At 63.4% G+C, this 14,778-nt stretch carries 10 protein-coding genes, 5 tRNA genes and 2 pseudogenes; 2 read left to right on the top strand and 15 right to left on the bottom strand.

Annotation, left to right across the window (positions count from 1 at the left end):
- Positions 1 to 237: 237 nt before the first annotated feature.
- A complete protein-coding gene (locus WDB71_RS03650) occupies positions 238 to 1,488 on the top strand; it encodes a dicarboxylate/amino acid:cation symporter (RefSeq protein ID WP_341503280.1) in 1,251 nt (416 codons plus the stop codon).
- Between the two features lie 519 nt (positions 1,489 to 2,007).
- Here the strand turns inward: WDB71_RS03650 and WDB71_RS03645 are convergent.
- From WDB71_RS03645 to WDB71_RS03595, 11 genes and pseudogenes are all read right to left on the bottom strand, one after another.
- A tRNA-Arg gene (locus WDB71_RS03645) sits at positions 2,008 to 2,084 on the bottom strand.
- 175 nt (positions 2,085 to 2,259) lie between these two features.
- Positions 2,260 to 2,336 (bottom strand) — tRNA-Arg (locus WDB71_RS03640).
- Positions 2,337 to 2,367: 31 nt separating this feature from the next.
- Positions 2,368 to 2,444 (bottom strand) — tRNA-Arg (locus tag WDB71_RS03635).
- A gap of 53 nt (positions 2,445 to 2,497) precedes the next feature.
- Positions 2,498 to 2,574, bottom strand: a tRNA-Arg gene (locus WDB71_RS03630).
- A gap of 8 nt (positions 2,575 to 2,582) precedes the next feature.
- A tRNA-Ser gene (locus WDB71_RS03625) sits at positions 2,583 to 2,673 on the bottom strand.
- Between the two features lie 148 nt (positions 2,674 to 2,821).
- Complete coding sequence (csrA, locus tag WDB71_RS03620) at positions 2,822 to 3,016, bottom strand: carbon storage regulator CsrA (RefSeq protein WP_341503279.1); 195 nt, start codon at positions 3,014 to 3,016, stop codon at positions 2,822 to 2,824.
- Positions 3,017 to 3,090: 74 nt separating this feature from the next.
- Entirely contained in the window at positions 3,091 to 4,347 is a 1,257-nt protein-coding gene (locus WDB71_RS03615) for an aspartate kinase (RefSeq protein ID WP_341503278.1), read from the bottom strand.
- A 12-nt stretch (positions 4,348 to 4,359) separates the two neighbouring features.
- Complete coding sequence (gene alaS / locus WDB71_RS03610) at positions 4,360 to 6,981, bottom strand: alanine--tRNA ligase (protein ID WP_341503277.1); 2,622 nt, start codon at positions 6,979 to 6,981, stop codon at positions 4,360 to 4,362.
- A 22-nt stretch (positions 6,982 to 7,003) separates the two neighbouring features.
- Positions 7,004 to 7,327: a regulatory protein RecX gene (locus WDB71_RS03605; protein WP_341504178.1), complete on the bottom strand. Its 324-nt coding sequence runs from the start codon at positions 7,325 to 7,327 to the stop codon at positions 7,004 to 7,006.
- Positions 7,328 to 7,515: 188 nt separating this feature from the next.
- Positions 7,516 to 8,496, bottom strand: a pseudogene (gene recA / locus WDB71_RS03600) (recombinase RecA); the annotation flags it as partial.
- An 80-nt stretch (positions 8,497 to 8,576) separates the two neighbouring features.
- Complete coding sequence (locus WDB71_RS03595) at positions 8,577 to 9,080, bottom strand: nicotinamide-nucleotide amidohydrolase family protein (protein ID WP_341503276.1); 504 nt, start codon at positions 9,078 to 9,080, stop codon at positions 8,577 to 8,579.
- Positions 9,081 to 9,142: 62 nt separating this feature from the next.
- On the opposite strand from WDB71_RS03595, the gene mutS reads away from it, so the two are divergent.
- Positions 9,143 to 11,710 carry a DNA mismatch repair protein MutS gene (gene mutS, locus WDB71_RS03590; RefSeq protein WP_341503275.1) on the top strand — a complete coding sequence of 856 codons (2,568 nt, stop codon included), beginning with the start codon at positions 9,143 to 9,145 and terminating at the stop codon, positions 11,708 to 11,710.
- A 15-nt stretch (positions 11,711 to 11,725) separates the two neighbouring features.
- Here mutS and rpoS read toward each other — a convergent pair.
- The 4 genes and pseudogenes from rpoS to WDB71_RS03570 all read right to left on the bottom strand — a co-directional run.
- A pseudogene (gene rpoS / locus WDB71_RS03585) lies at positions 11,726 to 12,598 on the bottom strand (RNA polymerase sigma factor RpoS); the annotation flags it as partial.
- Between the two features lie 157 nt (positions 12,599 to 12,755).
- Positions 12,756 to 13,523, bottom strand: coding sequence for a peptidoglycan DD-metalloendopeptidase family protein (locus WDB71_RS03580; RefSeq protein ID WP_341503274.1), 768 nt, complete (start codon positions 13,521 to 13,523; stop codon positions 12,756 to 12,758).
- 33 nt (positions 13,524 to 13,556) lie between these two features.
- Positions 13,557 to 14,135, bottom strand: a complete 579-nt coding sequence (locus tag WDB71_RS03575; protein ID WP_341503273.1) for a YqaA family protein — start codon at positions 14,133 to 14,135, stop codon at positions 13,557 to 13,559.
- Entirely contained in the window at positions 14,132 to 14,770 is a 639-nt protein-coding gene (locus WDB71_RS03570) for a protein-L-isoaspartate(D-aspartate) O-methyltransferase (RefSeq protein WP_341503272.1), read from the bottom strand. Before WDB71_RS03570 ends, WDB71_RS03575 begins: the two co-directional genes overlap by 4 nt.
- Positions 14,771 to 14,778: the final 8 nt, after the last annotated feature.

Below are 14,778 nucleotides of genomic sequence, written 5' to 3'. Positions count from 1 at the left end.
AATCCTCGTAGAACCAAGGCGCCTAGCCTACTGCGAGGCGGGCGCGGATTCAAAGCTTTCTCGACGGCCCGTCGCGGCGACCGGTTTGATAACCCCCAGGGGCCAAGGCGCTAACGGCATTGAAACCAAAGGCAAACAAGTCCATGGCTTTGGTTCTTAGCTTATGCAGGAAGCGAATTGCAGTGAGGCCGGTCCGGTCCTTACAATCCTCCTTTACCTTCTTTGCTGGTGTAACAGATGCTCAAACTCTGGAACCGATTCCCGCTCTGGCAGAAAGTATTGGCCGGCTTCGCCCTGGGCGTGCTGGCCGGCGTGCTGCTGGGCGAACAGGCCGACTACCTCAAGCCCCTGGGCGACGCCTTCATCCGCCTGATCAAGATGCTGGTGGTGCCGCTGATCTTCTGCGCCATCGTCATGGCGGTCACCTCCATGCATGACGGCGCCAAGCTCAAGCGCCTGGGCCTGAAGACCATAGGGCTGTTCCTGACCACCGCCCTGATCGCTTCGGTGCTTGGCATCCTTGTCGGCAACCTGTTCGATTTCGGCTTCACCGAACAACTGGTGAAAGGCGAGGCCACGCAGAAGGTGATCCCCTCGGTGAGCCAGGTATTCCTGGAGATGATCCCGGTCAACCCCATAGCGGCCATGGCCGAGGGCAAGATCCTGCAGCTGATCGTCTTCGCCGCCTTCGTGGGCGTGGCCATCAATGTGGTGGGTGAAAAGGCCGAAGGGCTCAAGAAGGCCATCCACGGCGGTGCCGAGGTAATGTTCCAGATCACCCGCTATGTGATCCAGCTGACCCCCATAGGGGTGTTCGGCCTGATGGCCTGGGTGGTGGGCGCCTACGGCCTGTCCGCCCTGCTGCCCCTGGCCAAGTTCGTGGCCGCCATCTACCTGGCCTGCCTTTTCCATATCATCGTCGTCTATGGCGGCCTGGTGAAGCTGGCCGGCTTCAGCCCCATCAAGTTCTTCAAGGCGGTATTCCCCGCCCAGCTGGTGGCCTTCACCACCGCCTCCAGCTACGGCACCCTGCCGGTGACCACCAAGGTGGTGACCGAGAACCTGGGCGTGTCCCCCAAGTACGCCAGCTTCTCCCTGCCGCTCGGCGCCACCATCAACATGGACGGCTGCGGCGGCATCTACCCGGCCATTTCCGCCATCTTCATCGCCCATATCTATGGCGTGCCCCTGGAGCTGCTGGACTACGTGCTGATCGCCCTGACCGCCACCCTGGCCTCGGTCGGCACGGCAGGGGTGCCCGGTACCGCCATGGTGATGCTGACCGTGACCCTCAACGCGGTGGGCCTGCCCCTGGAAGGCATCGCCTATATCGCCGCCATCGACCGGGTGCTGGACATGATGCGCACCGCCACCAATGTCACCGGCGACATGATGGTGTCTCTGGTGGTGGGCAAGAGCGAAGGCCTTCAGGAGGGGGAGATCCTCACCAATGGCGACGCCGAGCCGGCCGAGAGCCAGGCCAGCTGAGCCGTGCAATCCAGAAAAAGGGCGCCTCGGGCGCCCTTTTTTAATGCCCGCAGAAGCGCCACAGGCCGAAGCCAGCCCCCCAGGCAGGCATCCCCTGCCCTTTCTCTGGTTAACGCCTTAGAGGGGGGCTGAAGAGGCGGTACTACAAGCCGCTGGGCGAAGCTCGAAATGCAAGCACAGCTTGCATGCAGCTGAGCTGCGACAAATCTGTCTGGAACAGATTTGAACATCGGAGCAAAGCGACGATGGCCCAAAGGGCGAAGGCCTGGGACGGCCTGAGTAACCCGGGATGGCCGAGCCGGGCGAAGCTCGAAGTGCAAGCACAGCTTGCATGCAGCTGAGCGCGAGGCCCAGGATGGCCGAGCCGGAATGAACCACCAGGGATGGTAACCATCTCCCAGCCCGATACGACTGCAACTAAACGCCAGACACTGGAAACGTAAGATCACCTATCCCCAGGCAAAGCAGCAAAGCCGGCCCCAAAAAGCAAAAAGCCACCCGAAGGTGGCTTTTCAAGGGTGGCGCGTCCGGGAGGATTCGAACCTCCGACCGCCTGGTTCGTAGCCAGGTACTCTATCCAGCTGAGCTACGGACGCGTTGTTATTTTTGGGCCAATGGCCGTTTTTGAATAATGGCGCGCTCGGGAGGGTGAGCCTCGAAGCCAAAAGCATTGCTTTTGGCGCTGGCGAACGCGAAGTCTGGATGACTGAGCCGGAATGAACCGCCAGGGATGGCCGTGACTCTTTCCCTATCAATCCAGTATTTCAATAATGGCGCGCTCGGGAGGATTCGAACCTCCGACCGCCTGGTTCGTAGCCAGGTACTCTATCCAGCTGAGCTACGAGCGCGCAGTTCTTTAGGCCAGAGGCCGTTTTAATATGGCGCGTCCGGGAGGATTCGAACCTCCGACCGCCTGGTTCGTAGCCAGGTACTCTATCCAGCTGAGCTACGGACGCGTTGTTCTGAGACAAAAAAACGCTTACCGTAAGTAAGCGTCCTTTCGAAAATATGGCGCGCTCGGGAGGATTCGAACCTCCGACCGCCTGGTTCGTAGCCAGGTACTCTATCCAGCTGAGCTACGAGCGCGTTGTCAATGGCGGTGAGGGAGGGATTCGAACCCTCGATGGGCTTTTGACCCATACTCCCTTAGCAGGGGAGCGCCTTCAGCCACTCGGCCACCTCACCGTTGACGGATGCGAATATTACCGGATTGAGAGGGCAAGTCAAACACTTTCCCTCCGTTTTTAACCGGTTGCACAGCCTTTGACCAAGAGGTACAAAAAAGCGGCAATCATCGAAATGAATTGCCGCTTCTGCCGGTTTCTACCTGAACTCAGTAGTTACCTTCCACGTCACCCTCGCCCTTCTCGGACTGGATACGCTGGTAGATCTCTTCACGGTGTACAGACACCTCTTTCGGCGCATTCACGCCGATCCGTACCTGATTACCCTTCACACCCAGTACGGTGACGGTGACTTCGTCACCGATCATCAGGGTCTCACCGACACGACGAGTCAGAATCAACATCGCTACGCTCCTTGCAACCAAAGCCGCTTTTTTTGCTTAGTTTTGAACTTAGTATAGGGTCAACCCCGTGCCGCTCAAGCAGGTTGGCCCTTACCTTCTTCCAAGAGCCCGCCCTCGACCTGATCCAGCGCAAAGGCCTGATGCAGGGAACGGACGCAGAGTTCCATGTACTTTTCATCCACCACCACGGAGATCTTGATCTCCGAAGTGGATATCAGCTGGATGTTGATACCCTCATCACCCAGTACACGGAACATCTTGCTGGCCACGCCAGCATGGCTCTTCATGCCGACACCGACGATGCTGACCTTGGCGATGTTGGCGTCGCCAAGGACGGCGCCGGCGCCGACCGCTTTGGCGCTCGCCTGGACCAGGGCCTTGGCCCTTTCGTAGTCCTGGCGATGCACCGTAAAGGAAAAATCACTACGCCCTTCGTCCGCCACCGACTGGACTATCATGTCCACCTCGATGCCGGCTTCGGAGATGGGCTCCAGCAGGGCTGCCGCCATGTCTGGTTTCTCCGGTACGGCCGTTACCGTCAACCTGGCTTCATCCAGATTGTAGGCAATTCCTGAAACCAAAGGATGTTCCATATCAAGCCCTTCGTAGGTGATCAGGGTTCCTTCACCCTCGTTGAAGCTGGACAGTACCCGCAGGGGCACGTTGTATTTTCCAGCATACTCCACGGAGCGGATTTGCAACACCTTGGCGCCCAGGCTGGACAGTTCCAGCATCTCCTCGAAGGTGATGCTGTCCATCTTCCTGGCCCTGGGTTCGATGCGCGGGTCCGTGGTGTAGACACCGTCCACGTCCGTGTAGATCTGGCATTCGTCGGCCTTGAGGGCGGCCGCCACGGCCACCGCCGTGGTATCGGAGCCGCCCCGGCCCAAAGTGGTTATGGCGTTTTCCTGGCTGCGCCCCTGGAAACCGGCGATGACCACCACCTGGCCCTTGGCCAGGGCGGCGCGGATGGCGTCGGTCTGTACTTCGCTGATGCGGGCGCGGCCGTGGCGGCCGTCGGTGCGGATCTGCACCTGGTCGCCGGTCATGGACAGGGCCGGCTGCCCCATGCGGTTGAGGGCCATGGCCAGCAGGGCAATGGTCACCTGCTCGCCGGTGGCCAGCAGCACGTCCAGCTCCCGGGGCTCCGGCTTGTCGCTGATGGTGCTGGCCATGTCGATGAGGCGGTTGGTCTCGCCCGCCATGGCCGAGACCACCACCACCACCTCATGGCCGGCCTGCCGGCTTTGGATGATGCGCTTGGCCACCGCCTCGATACGCTCCAGGGAGCCTACCGAGGTGCCGCCAAACTTCTGCACATATAAGGCCACTATCGCTCCCTGTCAGAGGCGTTCCTGTACCCAGTCCTTCACGGACGCCAGGGCCTGGGGCAGGGCCTCGGGCTGGCTGCCGCCGGCCTGGGCCATGTCGGGGCGGCCACCGCCCTTGCCGCCCACCTGCTGGGCGACCATGTTCACCAGCTCGCCGGCCTTGACCTTGCCGATCAGTGACTTGGAAACACCGGCGATGAGGCTGACCTTGTTGTCGCCGGGGATGGCCAGCACGATGACGGCATCGTCCAGCTTCTGCTTGAGCTGGTCCATCAGGTCGCGCAGGCCCTTGGGATCGGCGCCCTTGAGCTCGGCCACCAGCAGCCTGGCGCCGCCGATGTCCTCGGCCTGGTCCACCAGGGCGCTGCCGGCCTGGGAGGCCAGCTTGGCGTTGGCCTGCTCCAGCTGCTTCTCCAGCTCCTTGACCGCCTTCTGCTGCTGATTGATGCGCTCGGGCAGGCCGGCCACGTCGGTCTTGAGGGAGGAAGCCAGCTGGCCCAGCATGGCTTCACGCTCTTCCAGCCAGGCCATGGCGCCGGCGCCGGTCACCGCCTCGATGCGGCGCACGCCGGCGGCGATGCCGCCTTCGGAGATGATCTTGAACAGGCCGATGTCGCCGGTGCGCTCGACGTGGGTACCGCCACAGAGTTCGATGGAGAAATCACCCATGTCCACGACGCGCACGTCATCGTCGTACTTCTCGCCAAACAGCGCCATGGCGCCGGCGCTCTTGGCCTGGTCCAGGTTCATCAGGCGGGTACCGACGGCGTGGTTGGCGCGGACCTCGGCGTTGACCAGGCGCTCCACCTCACGCAGCTCCTCGGCCTTGACGCCTTCGAAGTGGGAAAAGTCGAAACGCAGCCGGTCGGCCTGGACCAGGGAGCCCTTCTGGGTCACGTGCTCGCCCAGCACCTTGCGCAGGGCGGCGTGCAGCAGGTGGGTGGCGGAGTGGTTGAGGCGGATGGCGTCGCGACGGGCCTGGTCCACCAGGGCCTTGGCCTGGTCGCCGACCTTGACGGTGCCGCTGATCACCTCACCGTGGTGCAGGAAGGCGCTGCCGACCTTGGTGGTGTCCTTGACGGCGATCTCGAAGCCGTCGCCGAGAATGCGGCCGGTGTCGCCCACCTGGCCGCCGGATTCGGCGTAGAAGGGGGTCTTGGCCAGGGCCAGGGCAATGCCCTGGCCGGCACTGGCGCTGCCCTGCTGCTGGCCGTCCACGAACAGGGCGGTGACGGTGGCGCTGTCTTCAACCTGGTCGTAGCCGCTGAAGTCGGTGCTCTCGTCCAGGCGGATCTGGTTGTTGTAGTCCATGCCGAAGCTGGAGGCCTGCTTGGCGCGCTGGCGCTGCTCGTTCATGGCCGCCTCGAAGCCGGCGTGGTCTATGGTGAGCATGCGCTCACGGGCCACGTCGGCGGTCAGGTCGGCCGGGAAGCCGTAGGTGTCGTAGAGCTTGAACACCAGCTCGCCGGGCAGCACGTCACCTTCGAGCTCTTCCAGGGCTTCGTCCAGCAGCTTGAGGCCACGCTCCAGGGTCTTGCGGAACTGTTCTTCCTCCAGCAGCAGGGCCTTCTCAATGATGGCCTGCTTCTCGGCCAGCTCAGGGTAGGCAGCGCCCATGACCGCCACCAGGCTGGCCACCAGCCTGTAAAAGAAGGGTTCACCGGCACCCAGTTGGGCACCGTGGCGCACGGCGCGGCGCACGATGCGGCGCAGCACGTAGCCGCGGCCCTCGTTGGAGGGCATGACGCCGTCGGCGATCAGGAAGGCGCAGGAGCGGATATGGTCGGCGATGACGCGCAGGGACTTGTTTTCCAGGTCGTCGCTGCCCACGGCCAGGGCGGCGTCCTTGATCAGGGTCTGGAAGATGTCGATCTCATAGTTGGAGTGCACGCCCTGCATGATGGCGGCGATGCGCTCCAGGCCCATGCCGGTATCCACGGCCGGCTTGGGCAGCGGCTCCATGGTGCCATCGCCGTGGCGGTTGTACTGCATGAAGACGATGTTCCAGATCTCGATGTAACGATCGCCGTCCTCGTCCGGGCTGCCCGGAGGGCCACCGAAGATGTCTTCGCCGTGATCAAAGAAGATCTCGGTGCAGGGACCGCAGGGACCGGTATCGCCCATAGCCCAGAAGTTGTCGGAGGCGTAGGGGGCACCCTTGTTGTCGCCGATGCGGACGATGCGCTCGGTGGGCACGCCCATCTTCTGGTGCCAGATGTCGTAGGCCTCGTCGTCGCTTTCGTAGACGGTCACCCACAGCTTTTCCCTGGGTAGCTTGAGGCTTTCGGTGATGAATTCCCAGGCATAGGCAATGGCGTCTTCCTTGAAGTAGTCGCCAAAGCTGAAGTTGCCCAGCATCTCGAAGAAGGTGTGGTGACGGGCGGTATAGCCGACGTTTTCCAGGTCGTTATGCTTGCCGCCGGCACGAACGCAGCGCTGAGAGCTGGTGGCCCTGGTGTAGGCCCGCTTTTCGGCACCCAGGAAACAGTCCTTGAAGGGCACCATGCCGGCATTGGTAAACAGCAGGGTGGGATCGTTGCCCGGGATCAGGGAACTGGACGGGACCACCTGGTGGCCCTTGCTCTCGAAATACGCCAGGAAGGCGTCACGAATATCAGCGCTGGTCATGCTCATCAAAATTGCCTTAGTGTCACTTCTAGTCGCACTGACCACTGGCCTGTGTCAGCACTTCCATGATCTGTTCGTTGGTGAATCCCCGGTAACTGAGGTAGCGGGCGCGCTTGGCCCAGTCCTTGCGGTCACCAATGGCCGTGTCGGAAAACCGCTTATTATAGGCTTGTTGTGCCAGCTCAAACCAGTCCGGCTCGGACTCGGCCAGTACCTGGCGCTGGATGGCCTCGGGGATCCCCTTCTGGGTCAGCTCGGCCATCACCCGCATTGGGCCATAGCCTTTTCCCAGCAGGCGCCGCAGGGCGCTTTCGGCATAACGGTAATGGTCCAGCCAGCCATGCGCAAGCAGCTTCTCAAGGAGGGGCTGAATTTCAGATGAAGAAAAGCCCCGACGAGCCAGTTTGTTGGCAAGCTCGCGGGGGCTGTGTTCGCGAAGGGAGAGCAGGCGAAGGGCCGCCTGCTCGATATCGTCCTGACTCAGATCTCTTCTCCGGCCTCTTCCAGCTGGGCCTCTTCACCCTGGGGCTGGGATTGGGGCATCAGCATCTCGCGGAGCTTGGCTTCCAGCTCGGCGGCCACGTCCAGGTTTTCCTTCAGGAAGCGCACGGCGTTGGCCTTACCCTGGCCTATCTTGTCGCCCTGGTAGGCGTACCAGGCGCCGGACTTGTCGACCAGCTTGTTGGCCACGCCCAGGTCGATGAGCTCGGCTTCCTTGCTGGTGCCCTGGCCGTAGAGGATCTGGAATTCGGCCTGCTTGAACGGCGGCGCCACCTTGTTCTTGACCACCTTGACCCGGGTCTCGTTACCCACCACTTCGTCGCCGTCCTTGATGGCACCGATGCGGCGAATGTCCAGGCGTACGGAGGAATAGAACTTGAGGGCGTTACCGCCTGTGGTGGTCTCGGGGTTGCCAAACATGACACCGATCTTCATGCGGATCTGGTTGATGAAGATACACAGGGTGTTGGACTTCTTGATGTTGGCGGTGAGCTTGCGCAGGGCCTGGGACATCAGGCGCGCCTGCAGGCCCACGTGGGAGTCGCCCATCTCGCCTTCGATCTCGGCCTTGGGGGTCAGGGCGGCGACGGAGTCGACGATGACCACGTCCACGGCGCCGCTGCGCACCAGCATGTCGCAGATCTCCAGGGCCTGCTCGCCGGTATCGGGCTGGGACACCAGCAGCTCGTCCACGTTCACGCCCAGCTTACGGGCATAGACGGGATCCAGGGCGTGTTCGGCATCCACGAAGGCACAGGTCTTGCCGGCCTTCTGGGCTTCGGCGATGACCTGCAGGGTCAGGGTGGTCTTACCGGAGGATTCGGGACCGTAGATCTCGACGATACGGCCGAACGGCAGGCCGCCGATGCCCAGGGCGATATCCAGGGTCAGGGAACCGGTGGAGACCGATTCGATGTCCAGCACGGATGCGTCACCCAGGCGCATGATGGATCCCTTGCCAAATTGACGTTCGATCTGACCCAGGGCCGCGGTAAGGGCCTTCTGTTTGTTGTCGTCCATAGCTGCTCCACGATGTCCGGTCCAACCGGAGACTGAGTAATAAGGAATTGAGGTCAAGTATACTGTATGACCGTACAGTATCAAGCCCTGTTTAAGGCAGGGCTTTCCAGCAGGCCCTGCAGGGCCGCCGCCGTGGCCTGCTGGCGCACCGCCTGGCGGTCGCCGTCGAAGACCAGCTTGCGGCTGGTCACCCCCTGCTCGCTGGCCCAGGCCAACCAGACGGTGCCCACCGGCTTGTCGGCGCTGCCGCCGTCCGGGCCGGCGATACCGCTGATGGCCACGGCCAGATCGGCGCCGGCGGCCTCAAGTGCGCCCCTGGCCATCTGCTCCACCACCGCCTGGCTGACGGCACCGTCCCGGGCCAGGCTCTGATCGCTGACCCCGAGCCGGCGCAGCTTGGCGGCATTGGCATAGGTGACGAAGGCTTCGTCGAACCAGCTGGAGCTGCCCGCCACCGAGGTGATGGCCGCCGCCACCAGGCCACCGGTGCAGGACTCGGCGGTGGTCACCCTCTTGCCCAGGGCCTTCAGGCGCACGCCCAGTTCACTGGCCAAATCCTCGACGGCCGGGGCCTTCTCATGCATACGGAAAATACTCGTTCTGGTAGACTGTCTGGCTTGTGATTTCCATTATGCAGACAGCCCAGATGACCTCGCAACCCATCGAAAGCCATACCCCCATGATGCAGCAATATCTGCGCATCAAGGCCCAGCACCCCGACGTGCTGCTGTTCTATCGCATGGGCGATTTCTACGAGCTTTTCTACGACGACGCCAAGCGCGCCGCCGAGCTGCTGGACATCTCCCTGACCGCCCGCGGCCAGAGCGGCGGCAGCAAGATCCCCATGGCCGGGGTGCCCTACCATGCGGTGGAAGGTTACCTGGCCCGCCTGGTGGAGCTGGGCCAGTCGGTGGCCATCTGCGAACAGATAGGCGATCCCGCCACCGCCAAGGGGCCGGTGGAACGCAAGGTGGTGCGCATCGTCACCCCAGGCACCCTCTCCGACGAGGCCCTGCTCAAGGAGCGCCGCGACAACCTGCTGGCGGCCCTGTTCGAGCGCAAGGGCCGCTACGGCTACGCCACCCTGGACGTGGCCTCGGGCCGCTTCGTGGTCAGCGAGCCCGCCGATCTGGAAGCCCTCAGGGCCGAGCTGCAACGCACCAACCCGGCCGAGCTGCTCTACCCGGAAGACTATGACGCCAGCCAGCTGGGCGACCGTGCCGGCATCCGCCGCCGGCCCCAGTGGGAGTTCGACCTCGACACCGCCCAGCGCACCCTCACCGGCCAGTTCGGTACCCAGGATCTGGTGGGCTTCGGGGTCCAGGACGCCAGGCTGGGCCTGTGCGCCGCCGGCTGCCTGCTGCAGTATTTGAAGGACACCCAGCGCACCGCCCTGCCCCATATCCGCGGCATCAAGATGGAAACCGAAGACGACGCCGTGGTGCTGGACGCCGCCACCAGGCGCAACCTGGAGCTGACCGTCAGCCTGTCCGGCCAGACCGAGAACACCCTGGCGGCGGTGCTGGACAAGTGCGCCACCGCCATGGGCTCGCGGCTGCTGCAGCGCTGGATCCACAGGCCGCTGCGCTGCCTGGACACCATCAACGGCCGCCTGGATACCATCGGTGCCTTGCAGGATGCGGCCCTGGCCGAGCCGCTTCGGGACGGCCTCAGGCAGGTGGGCGACATAGAGCGGGTACTGGCGCGGGTAGCCCTGCGCTCGGCCCGGCCCAGGGACATGGTCAGGCTCAGGAACGCCCTTGGCACCCTGCCGCTGCTGCAGGATCTGCTGGCCGAAGCCAACAGCGCACGCCTGGCCGCCCTGGCCCGGGATCTCAGCCCCCTGCCACAGCTCCACGAGCTGCTGGAGCGGGCCATCATCGACAATCCGCCGGTCATCATCCGCGACGGCGGCGTGATCAAGGCCGGCTACCACGCCGAGCTGGACGAATACCGCGCCCTGGCCAAGGGCGCCACCGACTTCCTGGAACGCATCGAACTGCGGGAGCGGGAGCGCACCGGCCTGTCCACCCTCAAGGTGGGTTACAACAAGGTGCACGGCTATTTCATCGAGATCTCCCGGGCCCAGGCCGGCAACGCCCCCCTGGAGTACATGCGCCGCCAGACGTTGAAGAACACCGAGCGCTACATCATCCCCGAACTCAAGGAATACGAGGACAAGGTGCTGACCAGTCAGGGCAAGGCCCTGGCCCTGGAGAAGCAGCTCTATGAGGCGCTGTTCGACGCCATCCACCCGCACCTGGACGAGCTGCTGCGCATGGCCGCCGCCGCCGCCGAGCTGGACGTGCTGAACACCCTCTGCGAGCGGGCCGAATCCCTGGGCTACTGTCGTCCGGAGCTGGTGGCCGAGGCCGGCATCCGCATCGACGGCGGCCGCCACCCTGTGGTGGAGCAGGTACTGGACGAGCCCTTCATCGCCAACCCTGTGGCCCTGAGCCCAGAGCGGCGCATGCTGGTGGTGACAGGCCCCAACATGGGCGGCAAGTCCACCTACATGCGCCAGACGGCGCTGATCACCCTGATGGCGCACATGGGCAGTTTCGTGCCGGCCGAGGCGGCCCGCATCGGCCTGGTAGACAGGATCTTCACCCGCATCGGCGCCGCCGACGATCTCGCCTCGGGCCGCTCCACCTTCATGGTGGAGATGACCGAGACCGCCACCATTTTGCACAACGCCACCCCCGCCAGCCTGGTGCTGATGGACGAGATCGGCCGCGGCACCTCCACCTACGACGGCCTGTCCCTGGCCTGGTCCTGCGCCGTGGAGCTGGCCGAACGTTGCCGCAGCCTGACCCTGTTCGCCACCCACTATTTCGAGCTGACCGCCCTGGCCGAGCAGCTGGACGGTGTCGACAACGTGCACCTGGACGCGGTGGAGCACGAGGACAGCGTCACCTTCATGCATGCGGTGCAGAGCGGCCCGGCCTCGCGCAGCTACGGCCTGCAGGTGGCGCTGCTGGCCGGGGTGCCCAAGGCGGTGGTGAGCCGGGCCCGCCACAAGCTGCAGGAGCTGGAGAGCCAAGGAGCGGCCGCCGAGGCGCCGCTGGCAAGGGAAGAAAAAACAGAAAGCCAGCTGTCGCTGGCTCTCAATGAGGATCCCGAGGTGATCACCAGGCTCAAGGCCATCGATCCCGATGATCTCAGTCCCAGGCAGGCCCTGGCACTGCTGTTCGAACTCAAGGCCAGCCTCTAGGGGCCGAGCCCCGGCTCAGTCGGTAAAGAGCGCCTCGGAGTTCAGGCCTTCCTGGGCCAGGCGCTCGCGCAACCGGCGCAGCGCCTCCACCTGGATCTGCCGGACCCGCTCCCGGGTCAGGCCGATCTCCCGGCCCACGTCTTCCAGGGTGGCCGGCTCGTAGCCCAGCAGGCCGAAGCGCCTGGCCAGCACTTCCCGCTGCTTGGAATTGAGTTCGTCCAGCCATTTCACCAGGCTCTTGCGGATGTCGGTGTCCTGCAGCTCCCCTTCCGGTCCCATTTCCTTTTCGTCGGCGATGACGTCCAGCAGCGCCTTGTCGGAATCACCGCCGATGGGGGTGTCCACCGAACTGATGCGCTCGTTCAGGCGCAGCATCTTGGCCACGTCGTCCACCGGCTTGTCCAGGCTGGTGGCGATCTCCTCCACGGTCGGCTCGTGGTCCAGCTTGTGGGACAGTTCACGGGCGGTACGCAGGTAGACGTTCAGTTCCTTGACCACATGGATGGGCAGGCGGATGGTGCGGGTCTGGTTCATGATGGCCCGCTCTATGGTCTGGCGGATCCACCAGGTGGCATAGGTGGAAAAACGGAAGCCGCGTTCGGGATCGAACTTTTCCACGGCGCGGATCAGGCCGAGGTTGCCTTCTTCGATGAGGTCCAGCAGCGCCAGCCCCCTGTTGTTGTAGCGGCGGGCTATCTTCACCACCAGGCGCAGGTTGCTCTCGATCATGCGCTTGCGGGAAGCTTCGCAGCCCTTGAGGGCCTTGCGGGAATAGAATTTTTCTTCGTCTGCCGTCAGCAGTGGCGAAAAGCCGATCTCGCTGAGGTACAGCTGGGTGGCATCGAGACTCTTCTGGAAGTCTTCGCTGGTGATCTCCTCGTCCTTGGCGGGGCTGCGCTTGGCTTTCCCCTGCTCCCTGACATCCACTTCCGATTCCGTTACGGCTTTTTTGGCGTTTTTCCGGGCCATAGTCATGCCTCCCATATATGGTGGTGGACCCACGTTGTTGCTCAGTTCTGCGCTAGACTCCCTAGTTATTGGATTATTATTTTTTTAACTTTTTCAGTGGGTTAATTGCGGTTCCGCGATAACGTATCTCGAAATGTAGCTTGACGGTCTCGCTATCGGAATCACCCACACGGGCTATTATTTGACCCGCCTTGACCCACTGTTGTTCTTTGACCTGCAGGCTGTCGTTATGGGCATAGGCACTGAGGTAATCGTCATCGTGCTTGATGATGACCAGGCGCCCGTACCCCCGCAGGGCACTACCGGCATAAACGACCTTGCCGGCGGCGGTGGCGCGAACCGGCGTTCCCCTGGGGGCACTGATATCGATGCCCTTGTTGCCGTCCTGGCGGTGGGAAAAACCGGCGATCAGCTTGCCCTGGACGGGCCATCGCCACTGCCTGGTAACACTGCTGCCAACGGCCGGCTGGCTGTTAACATTTTTGTTACCTTTGCTTTGACCATACGCCCTGGTTGTTTTCTGTTCAACCTTTTTAGGTGACCGGCTCTGAGTGCTCGGACCAGATGAGGTGGGCGGCTTTTTTGCCACCTTAGGGGCCGTCCATGACAGCCTGATGATCTGGCCGGGAAAGATGCGATAGGGGGCGGCTATGCCGTTGCGCTTGGCCAGCTGCCGGTAGTCCTGGCCGGAGCGAAAGGCGATGGAATAGAGGGTGTCGCCCTTTTTGACCCGGTAGCTGTTGCCCTTGATGGGCTCGTAGTTGACTACCCGGGCCAGGGGCTTGTTGGAGGACAGGGAGCTCACCGGCGCCGGCCGGTCGGCACTGCAACCGGCCAGCAGCACAAGGAACGCCAGCAGAGCTCCCCGCATCGGCCGTTACCTCAGCAACAGGTAGAGCACCAGGGCCAGCACTATCGTGGCCCAGCCCAGCCAGTCGATGATGTGCCTGAGCCTGGCTTCCATGCGAGCGCCGCCAGCCTTCATCAGCCCGGCCACCAGGTAGAAGCGGGCCGCCCTGCCCACCAGGGACATCAGCATGAAGGGCAGCAGCATCATCTGCATCAGGCCGGCGGTGACGGTGAACACCTTATAGGGCAGCGGCGAGAAGCCCGCCAGCAGGATCACCCAGATGCCGTAGTCGGCAAACCAGGCCTGGGTCCTGGCCAGCTTGTCTTCATAGCCGGCCCATTGGATCAGCGGCATGACCACGGGCTCGAACAGCAGCCAGCCCAGGGCATAGCCGAACAGGCCACCCAGCACCGAGGTGAGGGTGGCGATCAGGGCGTAGCGCCAGGCCTGCTGGGGCTTGGCCAGGGCCATGGGTGCCAGCATCACGTCGACGGGCACCGGCCATATCACCGATTCGGCGAAGCTCATGGTGCCCAGGAACACACTGGCCCTGGGATGGCGGGCCCAGAGCATGACCCTGTCGTAGAGGGCTGAAAAGATCCTCACTGCAAATCCCCTTTCACCAAGGGCACGAAGCGTACCCATTCCATGTCCTGTTCCACAAAGCGATCGCCCTGGCGCTGGATCAGCTTCAGTACCTGCCGGTCGGTGCCCACGGGCACCACCAGCACGCCGCCGTCGGCCAGCTGTTCCAGCAGCGCCACCGGCAGCTCCGCCGGCGCCGCCGTCACCAGGATGCCGTCGAAGGGAGCCTGGCTGCGCCAGCCCTTCCAGCCGTCGCCGTGCTTCATCTTGACGTTGTGCAGATCCAGCTGCAGCAGCCGGCGCCTGGCCTGGTACTGCAGGGATTTTATCCGCTCGACGCTGAATACCTGCTCACAGAGCCTGGCCAGCACCGCCGTCTGGTAGCCGGAGCCGGTGCCTATCTCCAGCACCTTGCGGCAGGGCCCCAGCGACAGCAGCAGCTCGGTCATGCGCGCCACTATGTAGGGCTGGGAGATGGTCTGGCCCTCGCCTATGGGCAGGGCGGTGTTCTCGTAGGCCTTGTGAACCAGGATCTCGTCCACGAACAGCTGGCGCGGCACCTCGGCCAGGGCCTTGAGCACCTGCTGGTCGCGGATCCCTTCCCGTTGCAACTGGTCTATCAGACGGCCCACTTGGCCGGTGGTTTTGATGGCCATGACTCCAC

It is taken from the genome of Gallaecimonas sp. GXIMD4217 (assembly GCF_038087665.1).
In the GTDB taxonomy this organism is placed as follows: Bacteria; Pseudomonadota; Gammaproteobacteria; order Enterobacterales; family Gallaecimonadaceae; genus Gallaecimonas.
This window is presented reverse-complemented; position numbering and strand designations above follow the sequence as displayed.

Bases quoted from the DNA above. Each gene is read 5' to 3' on its own strand.
- WDB71_RS03650 (WP_341503280.1), top strand. From the start codon at position 238: ATGCTCAAACTCTGGAACCGATTCCCGCTCTGGCAGAAAGTATTGGCC.
- csrA (WP_341503279.1), bottom strand. From the start codon at position 3,016: ATGTTGATTCTGACTCGTCGTGTCGGTGAGACCCTGATGATCGGTGAC.
- alaS (WP_341503277.1), bottom strand. From the start codon at position 6,981: ATGAGCATGACCAGCGCTGATATTCGTGACGCCTTCCTGGCGTATTTC.
- WDB71_RS03595 (WP_341503276.1), bottom strand. From the start codon at position 9,080: ATGCATGAGAAGGCCCCGGCCGTCGAGGATTTGGCCAGTGAACTGGGC.
- mutS (WP_341503275.1), top strand. From the start codon at position 9,143: ATGACCTCGCAACCCATCGAAAGCCATACCCCCATGATGCAGCAATAT.
- WDB71_RS03570 (WP_341503272.1), bottom strand. From the start codon at position 14,770: ATGGCCATCAAAACCACCGGCCAAGTGGGCCGTCTGATAGACCAGTTG.